The organism is Collinsella sp. BA40, assembly GCF_008014645.1.
In the GTDB taxonomy this organism is placed as follows: Bacteria; Actinomycetota; Coriobacteriia; order Coriobacteriales; family Coriobacteriaceae; genus Collinsella.
In genome coordinates this window covers 226,625-244,242 of sequence record NZ_VOWY01000010.1, presented here as the reverse complement: position 1 = coordinate 244,242, position 17,618 = coordinate 226,625, and the positions used below count along the sequence as shown (strand labels likewise).

The window sequence follows — 17,618 nt, the reverse complement described above, 5'->3', positions numbered from 1 at the left end:
CATGAATGCGCATGGGCTGCCATAGTCGAAACATCGAGCCTTACGGTTGGAATGTGGTCATTTCACGACAAATGATCGATCGTTAGACGATTTGCGCTGCTCATCTACATTAATTTGTGCTAAAGTAATGTGTCCTATGTGCTATGAAGGGAGAGTCTGTGCCTAAAAAGTCGGAGAGCACCGATGTCGAGCTCTACTCCTATCTCGAGAAGCTCCTTGATAAGGGTCAGAAGAACGGCTCGATCACCGAAGATGAAATCCAGATCACCCTTAAGGATGTCGATGTAAGCGATTCGCAGCTTACCACGCTGTACAACGCTTTGCGTAACCGCGGTGTCGATATCGTCTCGCAGGGCGACGACGATGATGCGTTCGACGTTGACGACCACGATTTCGATAGCGATCTTGGTTCCGACAGCGACGAGGATCACGATCGCAAGGTCGCCAAGATGGCCGATGCCGAGATGGCCTCGGAGAAGCCGAAGAAGAAGTCTCGTGTGCGCACGAGCCGCTCTCGTTCGCGCAGCCGCGGCATGGATGCATCCACCGTTATGCTCACCGGTGACCCGGTGCGCATGTACCTCAAGGAGATCGGTAAGGTCGACCTGCTCACCGCTGCCGACGAGGTCGATCTTGCTATGAAGATCGAGGCGGGCCTGGAAGCCTCCAATAAGCTCGAGGCGGCCGAAACGGGCGAGCTCGAGCTCACGCGTGCCGAGATGCGTCGCCTGATGCGCGTCGAGCAGGTTGGCCTCGAAGCCAAGCAGGCGCTTATCAGCGCGAACCTCCGCCTCGTCGTATCCATCGCCAAGCGCTACGTGGGCCGCGGCATGCTCTTCCTCGACCTTATCCAGGAGGGCAACCTCGGTCTCATCCGTGCGGTCGAGAAGTTCGATTACGAGAAGGGCTTCAAGTTCTCCACGTATGCAACGTGGTGGATTCGTCAGGCCATCACCCGCGCCATCGCCGACCAGGCGCGCACGATTCGCATTCCCGTGCACATGGTCGAGACGATCAACAAGCTCGTCCGCGTTCAGCGCCAGCTGCTTCAGGACCTTGGTCGCGACCCGACTCCGGAAGAGATCGGCGCCGAGATGGACATGAGCGCCGATCGCGTTCGCGAGATTCAGAAGATCTCGCAGGAGCCCGTTTCCTTGGAGACGCCCATCGGTGAGGAGGAAGATTCGCAGCTGGGCGATTTCATCGAGGACTCCCAGGCGGTCGTGCCGCCCGAGGCGGCGAGCTTCTCGATGCTGCAGGAGCAGCTCACCCAGGTGCTCGATTCTCTTGCCGATCGCGAGCGCAAGGTTATCGAGCTTCGCTTCGGCTTGGTTGATGGGCATCCGCGCACCCTCGAGGAGGTTGGTCGCGAGTTCGGCGTGACGCGTGAGCGTATCCGTCAGATCGAGTCCAAGACGCTCGCCAAGTTGCGCCACCCCAGCCGCTCGAGCAAGCTCAAGGACTATATCGAGAGCTAGCGATTCTCGTTTATCGCCTTTGTTGTTCAGGCCCCGGTTCGCCGGGGCCTTTTCTATGACGTTGCGCACCTGGTGCGTGCAACGCTCGGCGCGCTCTGCGTGGTTGCTGCTTCTCGAGCTTATGCATGCGTTCGCGTTCTCGGGGACAGAGGCGATTCCATCCTTTCGCATATATCGGATCGGACGGCAATCGACGGCATAAAAAATCCCCGCCAGCAAGCTGACGGGGATATAGAAATCTGGCTCCTCGAGTAGGACTCGAACCTACAACAGCGCGGTTAACAGCCGCGTGCTCTACCATTGAGCTATCGAGGAATTCGGTTGCGGCTAAGCAACGAATCTTAGTATACGCGCTGACGAATGGATTGCAAGAACAAAATTCGATTTTTCTAAAGACGAAGTAAGGTGCGCCGTTGTTGCATGGAAACATGGTGTGAAAGAACGACCCGCAAGAGAAGGGGCGGGAAGGGGCGATGGGGGATCGTTCGGGTTCTCGGGGGATGATGCGAAGAAAGCGCCAATCGTGAGGGCAGGTAATAAAAAACCCTGCCAGAAAACTGACAGGGTAAATATTCATGGCTCCTCGAGTAGGACTCGAACCTACAACAGCGCGGTTAACAGCCGCGTGCTCTACCATTGAGCTATCGAGGAATGGTAGTTGCGTTCGCAACAAAGAGAATTATACACAGGGGTTTCGCGATGACAAGCGAGATTCTAAAACTTTTTTCCTGCTGCCTGCGTGCGCCGCTACGGCTGATGGCTGCGGGCATCGGGGGATGTGACGCCCCGTGGTGCGGCCGCGACCGGGCCTTGGTCCAGATGGGCCTATTCGGAAACATCTGCACGCGAACGCGGTGGATTCGTTGTGCGTCCATGTAGAGACACTGTTTTCACGGCGCGCCACCAGGGCTGCGTAGTAACATAGTTAAGAATACTCCCAAGAACTGGCGCGGCATGGAGCCCGTCGCGGAAGGAGATACATGTCTGAGATTATCAAGGGCGCCCTCAGCGTTTCTAACGATGTGATCGCTGATATCGCGGGCTACGCCGCCATGTCCTGCTACGGTGTCGTCGGCATGGCTGAGCAGCTACAGGGTGCCGAGAGCGTTCGCCTCTCGCCCGGTCAGCGTCTGCGCAAGGGCGTTTTGGTTTCCACCTCTGAGGAGGGCCTCGCGGTCGACCTTCATGTGGTTATCGAGGCCGGCGTCAACATGAAGTCCGTCTGCCAGAACCTGGCTAGTTCCGTAACGTTTACGTTGCAGGAGATCGCGCAGATCGATCCCGCCCGTTTGAAGATCGCCATCCATATCGATGGCATGAAGTCCCGCGCTTAAGCGGCTATATTCGAGATGGAGTCGCACGCCTCATGATTGCAAAGACCGTTCGCACTTGCTTTCCCATCGCCGCCGGCGCGGTTGCCGAGAAGGCCGAAGAGATCAATAAGCTCAACGTATTCCCCGTACCCGATGGTGACACGGGAACCAATATGTCCCTTACCCTGCAGTCGGTCGTGAAGGAGCTCTCAGCCCTTCCCGGCGACGCCGATATGGAGGCTATCGCCGGCGCCATCACCCACGGCTCGCTTATGGGCGCGCGCGGCAACTCCGGTGTCATCACCTCGCAGATCCTGCGCGGCGTTGCCGAGGGCCTCGTGGGCGCGACCGAGCCGGCCACGTCGTCTGACGTCGCCGTGGCCCTTCGCCGTGCCGTGAAGGTCGCGTTCCAGGCCGTTCGCAAGCCCGTGGAGGGCACGATCCTCACCGTGTTGCGCGACATCTCAACCAAGGCCGATGAATGCGAGCGCAAGCGTCTCACCATCGAGGAGGCGCTTGATGCCATCGTCGTCGAGGCATACCAGTCCGTCGCTCGCACCCCCGATCTGCTGCCCGTTCTGAAGGAGAACGGCGTCGTCGATTCCGGCGCATTCGGGTTCGCCATCTTCCTCGAGAACTTCGTCGCTGCCGCTTTGGGCCGCGCGAGCGCCGTGGAGAACTTCTCCGCCACCTTCGACGCCGATTCCGCCAAGGCCGGCGCGCTCGGACGCGTCGAGATCGAGGCGAACGACGACTGGGAGGGCTCCGAGTACCGCTACTGCAACGAGTTCCTCTTCAAGGCCGAGAAGCGCTTCGACGAGGACAAGGCGCTGCAGTTCCTGGCTTCCATGGGCGACTGCGAGCTGCTCGTGGGTGCGTATCCCGACTATAAGATCCACGTTCATTCCAATACCCCCAACCTGGTGCTCGAGCACATGCTGCAGTACGGCCAGGTATACGAGGTGTTCATCCATAACATGGATATCGAGGCGGCCCAGCGTACCGCGAAGATCCATGCCGACCAGCAGGCTGCTTCCGAGCCTGCGAAGCCCCTGGGCTTCGTTGCCGTTGCGGCCGGATCCGGCGAGGCCGACATCCTGAAATCTCTCGGTGTCGACGTGGTCGTGTCGGGCGGTCAGACCATGAACCCCTCCACCGCCGATCTTCTCGATGCGGTTTCCCAGGTGAATGCCGAGGCCGTCATCATCCTGCCCAACAACTCCAACATTCGCATGGCCGCCGATGCGGCTGCTTCCGCTTGCAAGGATAAGCGCGTCGCGGTGGTCCCCACCAAGACCGTGCCGCAGGCGTTCTCCGCGCTCTTCGCCGTTATGCTCGACGCCGATCTCGACGAGTGCGTCGAGGCCATGGTCGAGGCGTTCGCCGAGGTTCGCGATGGCGAGGTCACGCGCGCCGTCCGCGATAGCTCCGCTTCCGACGGCACGCCCATCCACGACGGCGACGTCATGGGCATCATCTCGGGTTCGATCGATATCGTCGGTTCCGATGTGAAGCAGGTCACCGTCGATTGCATCAATCGCATGATGGGCGATGAGGAGGGCGATTCCCTCACCATCCTGGCCGGCGAAGAGCTTGATGACGAGGCTTTCCAGGAGATTCTGGATGCCATTGAAGAGGCCCAGCCCGACCTTGAGATCGACGCCCAGCGTGGCGAGCAGCCCCTGTATCCGATCATCTTCTCCATCGAGTAGGGACGGCTTATCATGTCGCGCGGCGTGCAGCTGCCGGACGCATCCGCGCGACTTTCGCGCACCTCGCTGCTCGGTGCAGACGTGGCGCGTCTTCCATATGTTTCGGCATCGCGTGAGGAGGCCCTTCGCAAGCTCGATGTACATCGGGTGGGGGACCTCCTCTTTCACGTTCCATATCGGTATCTAGATTTCAGCCATGCCCATTCCATCGAAACCGCGCCCATCGGGTCGGTCTGCACGGTCGTCGCGGTGGTCGATCGGGTGCTGCAAAAGCGTCCGCGCCCCAACCTCACGGTTACCGAGGTTGCCCTTGTCGACGATACCGGCGTCATGAACGTCGCCTTTTTCAAGCAACCGTGGATCGCCCAGCAGATCAAACGTGGTGACCGGCTGGCCGTGATGGGTAAGGTCGAGTTCTCGTACGGCTTCAAGCAGATGGCGTCGCCACATTTCGAGAAACTTGATGCGAGTGCGAAAACCGGCTCTATCCTGCCGGTGCATAGGGTGCACGAGGGGCTTACCGCAGCTTGGATGCGACGTATCGTTTCGACCGCGCTCGAGCAGGCGGTCGATCTATGCGATCCCATACCGGCTCGGCTTCGCGCCGGCCGGCGCCTCATGAGCCTCTCCCGCGCGCTTCGCCAGATTCACTTTCCTTCCTCGACCGGTCAGGTCAAGCTGGCTCGCCGCAGGTTGGCGTATGAAGAGGTCCTGTACCTGCAGCTCGCGCTCCGCTTGCGAAACGACGCGAATCTTTTGGAGGTTCGGCCCGTCGCCCATGTTCGGGGGGAACATGCCGCCGCGCTCATCGCCGCGCTTCCATTCGAGCTTTCCTCCGAGCAGCGCGCGGCCGTGGATGATATCCAGCGCGATATGATGAATCCCGGGCGCGTTATGAACCGCTTGCTTCTGGGCGATGTGGGTACGGGTAAGACCGCTGTGGCGAGCGCGGCGTTGGCGCTGGTCGTCGACACCGGGACCCAGGCATGCGTGATGGCTCCCACCGGCGTTCTCGCGCAGCAATATGCGGTGAAATGCGGTCCGCTGCTCGACGCCGCCGGAATTCGATGGGCGTTGCTCACGGGTTCCACGGGGCATCGGGAGCGCGAGCGGATCCTGCACGACCTGGCTTCGGGCTCGCTCCACGTCCTGTTCGGCACGCATGCGGTCCTGAGCGATGACGTCCGCTTCGCGCATCTGTCCTTCGTCGTGATCGACGAGCAGCATCGTTTCGGCGTGGGGCAACGCAACATCCTGCGCTCCAAGGGGCCCGGCGCCGATCTGCTCGTCATGACGGCGACCCCTATTCCGCGCACGCTCGCCCTCTCCGTCTATGGTGATTTGGACACCAGCATCATTCGCACCAGGCCCGTGCCAGGTGCCGGCGTTTCGACGCGTGTGCTCGACGATGCCAACCGCGATATCGCCTGGGGGGCCGTTCGCGCCGCGCTCGAGTCCGGACAGCAGGCATACGTCATCTGTCCTCTCGTCAACGAGAAGGAGCCCGAAGACGAGCTCGAGGACGTGCCCGGGGTCGAGGCGATGGATGGCGGCGGGCGGCGTTCGCGGCCGCCGCTGCGATCCGTGGAACGCGAAGCCGAAGAGCTTTCCCGCATGTTTCCCGATCGTGTTGTAGACGTGCTCCATGGCAAGATGCCGCCGCGCGAGAAGGATCGAGTCATCGAGGCGTTTCGTGCCGGCGCCATCGATGTGCTCGTTTCGACCACCGTTGTCGAGGTGGGCGTGGATGTGCCCAATGCCACGGTGATGGTCGTGGAGAATGGAGAGCGTTTCGGCCTTGCTGCGCTGCATCAGCTGCGGGGCCGCGTCGGACGTGGTAAGCTATCTGGCTCGTGTTATGTCATGTGCTCGCTCAAGCGCTCTCGCTCTAAGCGCAACGTCTCGCTCGACCGTCTGGAAGCCCTCGAATCGACAGCCGACGGCTTCGCATTGGCCGAGCTGGACCTTCGTCTGCGTCATGAAGGGGAGATTCTCGGTCTGCGGCAGCACGGCGGGGTGAGCCTTCGCTTCGTCGACCTCGATGATGATGTCGATATCGTCGAGGCGGCCCATGACGATGCCTGCGAGCTGCTGCGGTATGCTCCGCGGCTTCATGCGACCGCCACGTTGCCCCTGCGCCACGAGGTGATCGATCGATACGGAGATGTTTTCAAGGAGGTCAGCGGCGGATGAGAATCATTGCCGGCGACTGGCGCGGGCGCAAGCTCGCAGAACCAAAGGGCCGCGAGACCACGCGCCCCACGACCGATCGCGTGCGCGAGGCCTGCGCCTCGATGATCGATTCCGCTCTCGAGACGGGCATCGAGGGCTCCTGCGTTCTCGACGCCTTCGCGGGGTCGGGTGCCATGGGCATCGAGATGCTTTCGCGCGGTGCGGATCGCGCCGTCTTCTTCGATGTAGACCGCGGCGCTGCGCAGCTCGTTCGAAAGAACCTCGAGTCGCTCTCGTGCCCCGCCTCGCGCGGCTCCGTCGTGGGTGGCGATATCCTGGCCGCCGCAGAGCGCGGACGCGTTCCCGGCGCCCCGTTCGACGTCGTCGTGCTGGATCCCCCGTATGCGCTCGATGTCGCCACGGTGAGCTCCCTGCTCGATAACCTTGGGAGCCGCGGGCTGTTGCGCGAGGGCGCCGTGGCGCTCTACGAGCATGCGCGCGGTTCGGCGGGCGCGTCTGCGCGCGGGTTCGCGGAGGTGCGCGATAAGCGATATGGTGGAACATCCGTCCAGCTGCTTCGCTACGGCTCCGCTTCGCCCGATCGCGATGCTGCGTGCGAGGCGGGCGCCGATGAGTAGCATCGAGCATGCCCTGGTCCCCGGCACCTTCGATCCCATCACATTCGGCCATATCGACGTCGTGCGCCGTGCGAGCCGCCTGTTCCCGCGCGTGACCGTCGCCGTGGCCGAATCCCTTGGAAAAAACGGCGTGGGCACGGTCTTCACGCTCGACGAGCGCGTCGAGATGGCGAGCCGTGCGCTGTCGGATATCGACAACGTGTCGGTCTTGCCTTTTACGGGGCTGCTCGTCGATTTCGCCCGTGAGCAGCATGCCGGCGCCGTCGTCAAGGGGCTTCGCGCCATGACGGATTTCGAGTACGAATTGCAACAGGCCGAGCTCAACTACCGCCTCGATGCCGAGCTCGAATCCATCTACGTCATGAGTTCTCCGCAGTACGGCTACCTCTCCTCATCGGTCGTTCGCCAAATCGCCTCCTTTGGAGGGGATGTGTCGGACTTCGTGCCCGCGTGCGTAGTTGGCGCGCTGCGCGACCGCTTTCGGTAAGTCGCTTGCAGCATGTGGTACCATTACCGATTGACATGAAACCGTTGAAAGGAGATCGGATGCCGGGCGAGTACCTTCCTGGCGAGAGGATTGAGAGCTTGGTCGATGAGCTTGAGGGCATCATCGAGGAGGCCAAGCCGCCTTTCGGCAAGGGCGCGCAGTTCAAAGTGATCGAGACCGAGGTCTTCTTCAACATCCTCGAAGAGATCCGCATGAGCTATCCCGAAGAGTGGCAGAAATCCCGCCGTATCCTGCGCGAGCGCGATGAGCTCCTGGCCTCCGCCGTGTCCCAGGCTGACTCCATCGTTGCCGATGCCGCCCAGCAGGCGCTCACCATCGCCGGCGAGCAGGAGATCGTTCGCCTTGCCCAGCAGCAGGCCGATGATATCCGCGACCGCGCCCAGCAGTACGAGCGCGAGACGCGCTACGCCGCCGAGGATTACGCCGAGCAGGTGTTCACGCATCTCGAGGAGAACCTCAAGAGCCTTACCTCTACCGTTGCACGCTGCCGCTCCCAGCTCAATGAGAGCGCGAGCCAGTCCCAGAACGGTGCCTGGTAGCCATGGACGAGTTGATTCCAGTCGTGGTCGACCTTACCGGCCAGCTCGAGAACCCCGGTGAGTCGCTTCCGGTGAACGGACGCGTCGAGGTCTCGAGCTTCACGGTGGGGGATAAGGACTTCGCACTTGCCGACGGCATCTCCTATGATGTCGTCCTCACCAACGCCGGCGACGGTATTCTCGTGACGGGCATGGTTCGGGCCACCGCTACGGGTGCGTGCGACCGCTGCCTCGATGAGGCGCACGTGGAGATCGCGGGCGAGATCGAGGAATACTACCTCTTCGAGGCGCCCGAGGACCAGGAGGAGTTCGAAGACGGCTTCGAGCTCATCGGCGAGGACCGCCTCATCGATCTGGCGGGCGCCATCAACGATGCCGTCGTTATGGACGTTCCCTACGTCGTGCTGTGCCAGCCCGATTGCGCCGGCCTGTGTCCCGTGTGCGGGGTCAACCTCAATCGCGAGCAGTGCGACTGCGCCGCCGGCGCCGAGGAGCGCTGGGTGGAGAGTGATGAAAACCCCTTCGCAGCCTTGAAGAACCTTAAGTTCGACGACTAGGCTGCTTGATTGTGAAGCTTCGTTCACAATTCCTCTACGCAGCTGGCGTTCATCAAAATCTCCCCTGTACACAGGACGTATCTATGCTAATATCGCTACTTGCGCGTAATTGTGCTCAAGATTAGTTTATAAGGAAGGTCAACATGGCAGTACCTAAGCAAAAAAAGGGTCGCGCGAAGACGCATTCCCGTCGCTCCACGAACATGAAGATCACCGCCGCCGCACGCTCCGCGTGCCCCCGCTGCGGTGCCGTGAAGCTTCCTCACCACGTGTGCCCCAACTGCGGGTTCTACAAGGATCGTGAGGTCATCGTTACCGAGTAGCTTTCATGAGCTATCGTGACGTTATCGCGAAACATGCATGGCCGGCTCGGTGAGTCGGCCATTTCGCTATAGAGGGCAAATGGTTCCGTTGGGGGTTTGACATCATGAGTACTGTTCGAGTTTGCGTTGATGCCATGGGCGGAGATGAACCCGTCGAGGTCGTGCTGCGTGGAATAGAGGCCGCGCTCGAGGCCGATGAGGGGCTCGAGATCGTCGTCGCCGCCCCCCAAGAGCAGATCGAGCCGTTTTGCAACGAGCACGAGCGCGCGGAGGCGCTGTTCGCTCCCGACGTCATCGAGATGGAGGACGATCCGATCGCGGCGGTCATGAGGAAGCGTAAGTCCAGCATCGTGCTGGGTTGTCGTGCCGTTAAGAAAGGCTCGGTCGATGGTTTCTTCTCAGCCGGCTCCACCGGTGCCGTCACCGCCGCGGGCGTGGCCTACGTCACCCCCTTCAAGTTCCAGGCGTCGACGGGGGAGAAGCGCCCCATCCGCCCGTGCCTGACCTCTACGCTCCCCAATCGCCGCGGCGGCTTGACGGTGTTTTGCGATATGGGGGCGAACCCGGACGTCGATCCCGAGGACGTCGTGCGATTCGCGCAGATGGGCGCCGCCTATGCCCGTACGGTCCTGAATGTCTCCGCCCCCCGCATCGGCCTGCTTTCCAACGGCACCGAGGAGGGCAAGGGCTCCGCGTTTACCAAGTCGTGCTTCCCGCTCATGCGCGAGCATGTCCCCGGGTTCATCGGCAACTGCGAGGGCAACGATATCGTCTCCGGCGATTTCGACGTCGTGGTTACGGACGGCTTCGCGGGCAACGTGGCCCTGAAGGCCACCGAGGGCGCTGCGAAGTTCCTCATGGCCGAGCTCAAAACCTCTCTCAAGAGCTCGCTGCGCGGCAAGATCGCGGCCATGCTCATCAAATCCGACCTCAAGGAGCTGAAGGATAAGATGAGCGGCGACGCCAAGGGCGGGGCGATCCTGCTGGGCCTGCGCGGCGTCGTGCTGATAGGCCATGGCGCCACTTCCGTCGAGGCCGTGAAGAACGGCGCCCTGGCCACGGCCCAGGCCGTGCGAGCGGGTCTTGTCGACAACGTGGCGGCTTCTATGGATGGTATTGTTCGGTAGCGTGAGCCCTCGTGTTGAGCAGCCCTGCTCGAGCGGGTACACTACTAACCGATTGTCGATACGGCAGGGCGTCCGCGCGGCCTGCTGCGAGCTGAAAGGAGCTCATTCATGGATCGCTCTGAGATTTTCGAGAAGGTCGCCGAGATCGCCAGCGACGTTTTGGGGATCAACGCCGACGAGGTCACCGAGACCACGTCCTTCGATGACCTCGATGCCGATTCCCTCGACCGCCTGCAGCTCGTAACGGCTATGGAGGACGAGTTCGACCTTGAGATCGAAGAGGACAAGCTGCTGAGCATCAACTCCGTTGCCGATGCTATCGAGGCTATCGAGTCCGCCCAGGAGGCTTAGTCGTTCGTGTCCATCGCTAAGAAAGCATCGCGCGCCGAGCAGATCTGCGGGTATTCCTTTAGCGACCGCAGCCTGCTCGAAAGCGCCCTCACACATCCCTCGGCCGTCGAGGGCCAGCCGGTCTCGGCATCCTACGAGCGTCTCGAGTTCCTGGGCGATTCCATTTTGGGTGCGGTGGTAGCGGAGTCGCTGTTCCGCACCTATCCGGGATTCGACGAGGGCAAGCTCACGCGCCTCAAGGTATCCCTGGTTTCGGGCATGACGCTTTCCGAGGTCGCGCTCGAGCTCGGCATCGACGAGTGCATCGTCTTCGGCGCTTCCGAAACGGGCACCGGCGCCCGCGGCCTGCATTCCGCGCTCGAGAACGTGTACGAGGCCCTGGTGGGCGCGCTGTATCTCGATGGCGGCTGGCAGGCCGCAGCCGATTTCATCGCGCGCACGCTCAAGCCCCATCTGGCCACCGAGCGTGCCGAGCATCCTTCCAATCCCAAGAGCTACCTGCAGGAGCGTGTGCAGGCAGACCATATGGAGGCCCCTTCGTACAAGCTGATCGGCGTCGATGGCCCCGCTCACGAGCCCACGTTCACAGCCGTCGCGTTCGTCGACGGCGTTCGCCGCGGGCGCGGCACGGGCTCCTCCAAGAAGGAGGCCGAGGCTGCAGCGGCCCTCGACGCGCTCAACCGCATGGGCTACACGCACAACGGCGTTATCCTAAAGAAAAAGCCCGGTAAATAAGCGAGGCCCCGTGTATCTCAAGTCTCTCACCCTCAAGGGGTTCAAATCGTTTGCCGACCGGGCTCATATGACGTTCGAGCCCGGTCTCACCGTGATCGTGGGTCCCAACGGGTCGGGAAAATCGAATATCTCCGACGCCATCCTCTGGGTCCTGGGCGAGCAGAGCGCCAAGCAGCTGCGCGGACAGGCTATGGAGGACGTCATCTTCTCGGGCTCCTCTGCGCGCAAGCCCGTGGGCGTGGCCGAGGTGACGCTCGTTTTGGACAACTGCGATCACATGCTGCCCGTCGACTTCAACGAGGTCGCCGTCACGCGTCGCATGTACCGATCGGGTGAGAGCGAGTACCTTATCAACAACAGCCCCTGCCGCCTTATGGATATCCAGGATATCCTGCATGATTCGGGCTTGGGCAAGGAGACGCATTCCATCATCTCGCAGGGCAAGCTCGACGCCATCCTGCAGAGTCGTCCGGAGGAGCGCCGCGCGCTCATCGAGGAGGCCGCGGGCATATCCAAGCATAAGCGCCGCAAGGAGCGCGCGCTGCGCAAGATCGCGTCCATGGATGAGCATCTGACCCGTGCACGCGATATCAACCGCGAGATCTCCCGCCAGCTTAAACCGCTCGAGCGCCAGGTCGATCGCGCGCGAAAGTACAAGGATCTTTCCACGCGCGCCCGCGAGCTTACGCAGATGCTCGCGGTAGACGAGCTTCGCCGCCTGCAGGCGCAGTGGCAGGATATCGAATCGGCTTCGCGCGAGGCCGCCGCCTCATTGGAGCTCGCCCGCTACCGCGTTGCCGAAAAGGAGCGCGAGCTCGAGAAGCTTCAGGTCATGCTTGAAGAAAAGGGCCTGTTCGTGGGCGACTTGGGCGAGCGCCGCCGCCATATGCAGGATGTGGTGGGCCGCATCGGCTCCGATATGCGCCTGCTCGAGGAGAAGGGCCGCAACATGGTCGCGCGCCTTTCCGAGATGCGCGGCACCCTTTCCGGTTCCGAGCACCAGCGCCGCCGCGTCGCCGCCGAGCTCGAGGACACCGAGCGCCAGCTCGACGAGGTGCGCGCCGCCGCCGATATCGCCCAGCGCGACGTCGACGATTTCCTGCCGGCGGCTGACGAGCTCCATGCGCGCCGCGTAGAGCTCGACGAGCGCATCTCCCGCCTCAGCCGCGCGCAGCGAGACGCCCAGCGCGCCATCGATGAGGCCTCGCTGTCGCTGGTAAAGGTGAAGGAGTCGCTGTCCAATGCGGAGATCGAGGACTCCATGTACGCCTCTCGACTCGAGCAGATCGACTCCAACATCGAAAACGTCCAGGCTTCCCTCGAGAGCCGTCGTTCGCGCGCCGACGAAATCGAGGAGCTTCTGACCGATGCTCGTGCTCGTCGCGAGGAGGCCCGCGCCGGCATCGAGTGCGCCCAGGCTGCGTTGCAGGGGCTGCGTGATCGCGAGCGCGAGGCGCGCCGCAAGCTCGATGAGGTCCGTTCCGAGCTCGCAAGCCTCGAAAAGCTCGATGAGAAGCTGTCCGATTCGTCCCCGCTGGTCTCGCGCATCGCCCAGCAGCGCTCGGGCGATATCGCGGCGCGTCTGGGCGATGTGATCGAAGCCCCGGTGGAGCTCGAGCCGCTCGTCGAGCGACTGCTCGCATCCGACATCGAGGCGTTCGTCGTCGACGACGCGCGTTCGCTCCGAAGCGTCTCGTCGTTCGCGATCGATGAGGCCAAGACCACGGGCGAGGCCGTGGTGCTCTCACGTGAGCTTCGCGTCGCTCCTTCGTTGCCCGATGCCGCGGGCTACCGTCTGGTGGAGCGCTTGTCCGTTCGCGATGGATTCGCCGGCGTCGTCGGAGCGCTGCTCGGCGGCTATTACGTCGTCGAGTCCATCGACGACGCCCTGTCGGCCCCCTCGCTCCCCGGTGTGACGTATGTGACCGCCGACGGCGCCCGCGTGCGCGATGGCGGCGTGGTCCGCATCGGATCGGGAGCCGTCCAGACGAGCGGCGCGCTCGAGCGCAAGCGCCGCATTCGCGAGCTCGAAGGCGTGGAGCCCGATCTTGCAACGGTGCTCGAACGAGCCTCCGCCCAGGTCGAGGAGGCGCTTAAAGCCGTTGAGGACGCGCGCGCGCTCGAGTCGGGCTGCGCGGGAGATATCGCGCGCCTCGATGGCGAGCGCAGCTCCGTTCTTTCCGAGGTGGGACGCCTCGAGCATTCGCTCACGCAGGCATTCGCCGAGCAGAAGCAGATCAAGCGCCGTCGCGAGGAGGCCGCCGAGGCCGTTCGCGCGGCGCAGCCGAAGGTGGACGAGCTGACCGAGAAACGCGACGCCGCGCGCACGGAACTCGATGGCCTGGCCTCCCAGATCGCCGATGCGACCGACGAGCTGGACCGCGTTCGCCGCGACGATAGCGAGGCCGCCGGCAAGCTCGCCGACGCCAAGGTGAGGCTCGCGCAGTCCAAGGAGCGCCTGCGTAGCCTTTCGAGCAGGCAGCCCGAGCTCAAGCGCAGGCTCGAGGGCATCGACCGGCGCATCAATGCCACCGAGCAGGCGTCGCGGTCGCTCGAGGTCCTGCGCCTGCGTGTCGACCCGCTGCACAGCCGCTACGAGGCGCTCTCCGAACGCGCGATGGACTGGGCGGCGCGCCTGCGCGACCAGGCATCGCTCGAAGAGGCCGATTCCGCTTCGCTCAAGAAGACCATCGAGGATGCCAAGGCCGAGGTCATGCGGGCCAAAGCCGAGGTCGAGGCTGCTAACGTGCAGGTGAACGATGCTCGCGTCGCCCGCGGAAAGCTCGAGGTCCAAGTCGAGAACGCCGTGCAGTCGATCACGGCCGACGGCCAGACGGTTCTAGAGGAGGCGCTGCAGCTGCCCGCTCCCACCGACCGCGCCGCGGCCGAGCGCGAACTCGCTTCCCTGGCGCGCCAGATCAACAACCTCGGCCCGGTGAACCAGGTGGCCTTCGAGGAGTACGAGCGCTTGAAGGAGCGCGCCGATTACGTCGAGACCCAGCTTGCCGACCTCGAGAGCGCCCGCAAGGCGCTCACGAAGATCACCTCGGCCATCGATCGCAAGATGCGTCGCCAGTTCCTCGTGACGTTCGAGAAGGTGGATGAGAACTTTCGCGAGGTCTTCTCCATGCTCTTCCCGGGTGGCCAGGCCCATCTCGAAATGACCGACCCCGAGCATCCCGCCGATACGGGAATCGAGGTCGTCGCTCAGCCGCGCGGCAAGCGCATCACCAAGATGATGCTCATGAGCGGTGGCGAGAAGAGCCTCACGGCGCTCGCGCTGCTCTTCGCCGTCTACCGCACGCGCACGGTTCCCTTCTATGTCCTCGATGAGGTCGAGGCGGCTCTGGATGACTCGAATCTCTCGAAGCTCATCGGCGCCATCAACGTCTTGCGCGAGAGCACGCAGCTGTTGGTCGTCTCGCATCAGCGCCGCACGATGGAGGAGGCCGACGTGCTATACGGAGTGTCCATGCAGGCCGACGGCGTGAGCCGTGTGGTCAGTCAGAAACTTGATCGCGAAACCGGAAAGGTCGTGAACGCATAATGGGATTCTTTGATGCTTTGTCGCGCGGACTGGAGCGCAGCCGCGAGGCCCTGAACGAGGTTTTCTACTTCGGCGGCGAGGTCGACGAAGACTTTTGGGAGACGCTCGAGGATACGCTGGTGATGGGGGACATGGGCGCCGAGATCGCCATGCAGGTTACCGATGACCTTCGCGACGAGGCCGCACGGAAGAACCTGCGCACTGCGCGCCAGCTCCGCCGTGCGCTCTCCGAACGCCTCTCCCGGGTATTCGTGCGCCCCGATCGCGATATCTTCCGAGATACACCCAGCTGCGTGCTGTTCGTGGGAATCAACGGTGCGGGTAAGACCACCACGGTGGGCAAGATCGCCAGCGATATGGCCCATCGCGGCAAGAAGGTCGTCATCGGCAGCGCCGATACCTTCCGTGCCGCCGCCATCGAGCAGCTCGATGTGTGGGGCACCCGAGCCGGCGTTCCCGTGGTGAAGCGCGAGCGCGGCAGCGACCCCGCGAGCGTGTGCTACGACGTCCTCGATGAAGCCGACCGTCTTGGCAGCGACCTCGTGCTCATCGACACCGCCGGCCGACTCCATACCTCTCCCGAGCTCATGCGCGAGCTCGCCAAGGTCGTCAAGGTGACGCGCAAGCGCGCAGAGCAGATGAAGCGCGGACCCATGGCCGTGCACGTGGTGCTCGTTATCGATGCCGCCACCGGGCAGAACGGTCTGAACCAGGCACTCGAGTTCAACGATGCCCTGGGCCTGGACGGCATCATCATGACCAAGCTCGACGGCACGGCGAAGGGCGGCATCGCCCTGGCGGTCGCCTCGCGTCTCAAGCTGCCCATCTATCGCGTGGGCGTGGGCGAGCAGGTGCATGACCTGCAGGAGTTCGACCCGGATGACTTCGCCCGCGCGCTGGTGGGCGAGGAGTAGCCCGCACGACCCGCGGGCCCGTGCGCGTTCCCGGCGCTCGCCCGCGCCCGATTCCATGCCGGATTCGCCTGGCAAGACCGCGGCGATACCGGCTCTATGCAGTATGTTCGACTCTCCAAGGGGATGACCAATGTTCAACAGCCTTTCCGACCGCCTGAACGACACCTTCGACCGCCTGCGCGGCAAGGGCAAGCTCACCGAGGCAGACATCACCTCGGCTATGCGCGATATCCGCATGGCGCTGCTCGAGGCCGACGTCAACTACAAGGTGGTCAAGGATTTCGTGGCCAAGACGAAGGAGCGCTGCCTCACCGCCGAGGTGCTCGAGTCGCTCTCCCCGGCGCAAAACGTCGTGAAGATCGTCCTCGACGAGCTCATCGAGCTGCTCGGTGCCACCGAGAGCAAGCTCGTGCTGTCCAGCCGCATCCCCAACGTCATCATGCTTGTCGGCTTGCAGGGCTCCGGTAAGACCACCGCGGCCGTAAAGCTCGCCTACATGCTCAAGAAGCAGGGCAAGAGCCCTCTGCTCGCAGCCTGCGACGTCTATCGTCCCGCCGCTGCCGACCAGCTCGCCACGCTCGGCGGCGAGATCGGCGTGCCGGTGTTCCGCGGCGACGGCAAGAATCCCGTCGAGATCGCCCGCGCCTCCATCCGCGAGGCCGTCGACCACATGCGCGACGTGGTCATCGTCGATACCGCCGGTCGCCTGCAGATCGACGAGCAGATGATGCAGGAGGCCGTCGATATCAAGAAGGCGGTCAAGCCCGACCAGGTGCTCATGGTCGTCGACGCCATGACCGGCCAGGACATCGTTAACGTGGTCTCTACCTTCGCCGAGCGCACCGACTTCGACGGCGTCATCATCTCCAAGCTCGACGGCGATGCCCGCGGCGGCGGCGCCCTTTCGGTGCGCCAGGTGACCGGCAAGCCCATCAAGTTCGTCTCGATGGGCGAGAAACCCGAGTCGCTCGAGGTCTTCAACCCGGAGCGCATGGCCAAGCGCATCCTCGGTATGGGCGATGTCATCGGCATCATCGAGAAGGCCCAGGAGATGGCCGACGCCGAGCAGATCGAAGCTGCCGAGCGCATGCTGCGCGAGGGCTTCACCATGAACGACATGCTCGAGCAGATGCGCGCCGTCAAGAAGATGGGCGGCATGAAGGGCATTCTCGGCATGCTCCCCGGCGGCCAGCGCGCCCTCAACCAGATGGGCGGCAACCTCGACGAGAGCGTGTTCGAGCGCAACGAGGCGATGATTATGTCCATGACGAAGGAGGAGCGGGAGAAGCCCAGCATCATCAACGGCCAGCGCCGCGCGCGCATCGCCCGCGGTTCCGGAACCACGCCTGCCGACGTGAACGCCCTTATGAAGCAGTGGGGCGAGATGAACAAGATGATGGGCAAGATGCGCTCCATGACCCAGCAGATGGCCTGTGGCGGCAAGAAGGGTAAAAAGGGCAAGAAGGGCAAGAAGATGCGTATGCCCGGCATCCCCGGCATGGGCGGTATGAACATGAACCAGCTCATGGGTGGCGCGAACCCCTTCGGAGGCGCTTCCGGCGGAAGCGAGATGGATATGCTGCGCGCTATGGAGCAGCAGATGCGCAACAAGCGGTAGCGCATACGGCCCGTCGTTTCTCCGGCGGGCCGTTTTCGTGCATATCGTTTGGGCATCGTGTGATGGGCCGCCATCCGCGTCATCAA

Annotated in this window: 15 protein-coding genes and 2 tRNA genes; 15 read left to right on the top strand and 2 right to left on the bottom strand. The window is 63.0% G+C overall.

Features of this window, described 5'->3' with window-relative positions; genetic code table 11:
* Positions 1 to 158: 158 nt before the first annotated feature.
* Positions 159 to 1,478 (top strand): RNA polymerase sigma factor RpoD, encoded by a 1,320-nt coding sequence (rpoD, locus tag E4J93_RS05095; RefSeq protein WP_147588375.1) that lies wholly within the window; start codon positions 159 to 161, stop codon positions 1,476 to 1,478.
* Positions 1,479 to 1,718: 240 nt separating this feature from the next.
* On the opposite strand, the gene E4J93_RS05090 is transcribed toward rpoD, so the two are convergent.
* Both E4J93_RS05090 and E4J93_RS05085 read right to left on the bottom strand, forming a co-directional pair.
* A tRNA-Asn gene (locus E4J93_RS05090) sits at positions 1,719 to 1,793 on the bottom strand.
* A 261-nt stretch (positions 1,794 to 2,054) separates the two neighbouring features.
* A tRNA-Asn gene (locus E4J93_RS05085) sits at positions 2,055 to 2,129 on the bottom strand.
* 329 nt (positions 2,130 to 2,458) lie between these two features.
* Between E4J93_RS05085 and E4J93_RS05080 the strand changes: the two genes are divergently transcribed.
* The 14 genes from E4J93_RS05080 (at position 2,459) to ffh (ending at position 17,532) form a co-directional block, all read left to right on the top strand.
* Entirely contained in the window at positions 2,459 to 2,812 is a 354-nt protein-coding gene (locus tag E4J93_RS05080; protein WP_147588374.1) for an Asp23/Gls24 family envelope stress response protein, read from the top strand.
* Positions 2,813 to 2,844: 32 nt separating this feature from the next.
* The gene (locus E4J93_RS05075) at positions 2,845 to 4,503 is read left to right on the top strand and encodes a DAK2 domain-containing protein (protein WP_147588373.1); all 1,659 of its coding nucleotides are present in this window, start codon (positions 2,845 to 2,847) and stop codon (positions 4,501 to 4,503) included.
* 12 nt (positions 4,504 to 4,515) lie between these two features.
* On the top strand, positions 4,516 to 6,696 hold the full coding sequence (gene recG, locus E4J93_RS05070; RefSeq protein ID WP_147588372.1) for an ATP-dependent DNA helicase RecG: 2,181 nt from the start codon (positions 4,516 to 4,518) through the stop codon (positions 6,694 to 6,696).
* On the top strand, positions 6,693 to 7,313 hold the full coding sequence (rsmD, locus tag E4J93_RS05065) for a 16S rRNA (guanine(966)-N(2))-methyltransferase RsmD (RefSeq protein ID WP_147588371.1): 621 nt from the start codon (positions 6,693 to 6,695) through the stop codon (positions 7,311 to 7,313). Before recG ends, rsmD begins: the two co-directional genes overlap by 4 nt.
* Positions 7,306 to 7,800 carry a pantetheine-phosphate adenylyltransferase gene (gene coaD / locus E4J93_RS05060; protein WP_147588370.1) on the top strand — a complete coding sequence of 165 codons (495 nt, stop codon included), beginning with the start codon at positions 7,306 to 7,308 and terminating at the stop codon, positions 7,798 to 7,800. Before rsmD ends, coaD begins: the two co-directional genes overlap by 8 nt.
* A gap of 59 nt (positions 7,801 to 7,859) precedes the next feature.
* On the top strand, positions 7,860 to 8,360 hold the full coding sequence (locus E4J93_RS05055; protein ID WP_147588369.1) for an ATP synthase F0 subunit B: 501 nt from the start codon (positions 7,860 to 7,862) through the stop codon (positions 8,358 to 8,360).
* Between the two features lie 2 nt (positions 8,361 to 8,362).
* Positions 8,363 to 8,917, top strand: coding sequence for a DUF177 domain-containing protein (locus E4J93_RS05050; RefSeq protein ID WP_147588368.1), 555 nt, complete (start codon positions 8,363 to 8,365; stop codon positions 8,915 to 8,917).
* Positions 8,918 to 9,060: 143 nt separating this feature from the next.
* Positions 9,061 to 9,240, top strand: coding sequence for a 50S ribosomal protein L32 (gene rpmF, locus E4J93_RS05045; protein WP_147588367.1), 180 nt, complete (start codon positions 9,061 to 9,063; stop codon positions 9,238 to 9,240).
* A 104-nt stretch (positions 9,241 to 9,344) separates the two neighbouring features.
* A complete protein-coding gene (gene plsX / locus E4J93_RS05040) occupies positions 9,345 to 10,367 on the top strand; it encodes a phosphate acyltransferase PlsX (protein WP_147588366.1) in 1,023 nt (340 codons plus the stop codon).
* A 108-nt stretch (positions 10,368 to 10,475) separates the two neighbouring features.
* Entirely contained in the window at positions 10,476 to 10,718 is a 243-nt protein-coding gene (locus tag E4J93_RS05035) for an acyl carrier protein (RefSeq protein WP_147588365.1), read from the top strand.
* Between the two features lie 6 nt (positions 10,719 to 10,724).
* Positions 10,725 to 11,453: a ribonuclease III gene (gene rnc, locus E4J93_RS05030; protein WP_147588364.1), complete on the top strand. Its 729-nt coding sequence runs from the start codon at positions 10,725 to 10,727 to the stop codon at positions 11,451 to 11,453.
* A gap of 10 nt (positions 11,454 to 11,463) precedes the next feature.
* Entirely contained in the window at positions 11,464 to 15,000 is a 3,537-nt protein-coding gene (gene smc / locus E4J93_RS05025; protein WP_147588363.1) for a chromosome segregation protein SMC, read from the top strand.
* Positions 15,000 to 15,914 (top strand): signal recognition particle-docking protein FtsY, encoded by a 915-nt coding sequence (ftsY, locus tag E4J93_RS05020; RefSeq protein ID WP_147588362.1) that lies wholly within the window; start codon positions 15,000 to 15,002, stop codon positions 15,912 to 15,914. Before smc ends, ftsY begins: the two co-directional genes overlap by 1 nt.
* 130 nt (positions 15,915 to 16,044) lie before the next feature.
* A complete protein-coding gene (ffh, locus tag E4J93_RS05015) occupies positions 16,045 to 17,532 on the top strand; it encodes a signal recognition particle protein (RefSeq protein WP_147588361.1) in 1,488 nt (495 codons plus the stop codon).
* The last annotated feature ends 86 nt before the right edge of the window (positions 17,533 to 17,618 follow it).

Bases quoted from the DNA above. Each gene is read 5' to 3' on its own strand.
- E4J93_RS05080 (WP_147588374.1), top strand. From the start codon at position 2,459: ATGTCTGAGATTATCAAGGGCGCCCTCAGCGTTTCTAACGATGTGATC.
- E4J93_RS05075 (WP_147588373.1), top strand. From the start codon at position 2,845: ATGATTGCAAAGACCGTTCGCACTTGCTTTCCCATCGCCGCCGGCGCG.
- recG (WP_147588372.1), top strand. From the start codon at position 4,516: ATGTCGCGCGGCGTGCAGCTGCCGGACGCATCCGCGCGACTTTCGCGC.
- rsmD (WP_147588371.1), top strand. From the start codon at position 6,693: ATGAGAATCATTGCCGGCGACTGGCGCGGGCGCAAGCTCGCAGAACCA.
- coaD (WP_147588370.1), top strand. From the start codon at position 7,306: ATGAGTAGCATCGAGCATGCCCTGGTCCCCGGCACCTTCGATCCCATC.
- E4J93_RS05055 (WP_147588369.1), top strand. From the start codon at position 7,860: ATGCCGGGCGAGTACCTTCCTGGCGAGAGGATTGAGAGCTTGGTCGAT.
- E4J93_RS05050 (WP_147588368.1), top strand. From the start codon at position 8,363: ATGGACGAGTTGATTCCAGTCGTGGTCGACCTTACCGGCCAGCTCGAG.
- rpmF (WP_147588367.1), top strand. From the start codon at position 9,061: ATGGCAGTACCTAAGCAAAAAAAGGGTCGCGCGAAGACGCATTCCCGT.
- plsX (WP_147588366.1), top strand. From the start codon at position 9,345: ATGAGTACTGTTCGAGTTTGCGTTGATGCCATGGGCGGAGATGAACCC.
- E4J93_RS05035 (WP_147588365.1), top strand. From the start codon at position 10,476: ATGGATCGCTCTGAGATTTTCGAGAAGGTCGCCGAGATCGCCAGCGAC.
- ftsY (WP_147588362.1), top strand. From the start codon at position 15,000: ATGGGATTCTTTGATGCTTTGTCGCGCGGACTGGAGCGCAGCCGCGAG.
- ffh (WP_147588361.1), top strand. From the start codon at position 16,045: ATGTTCAACAGCCTTTCCGACCGCCTGAACGACACCTTCGACCGCCTG.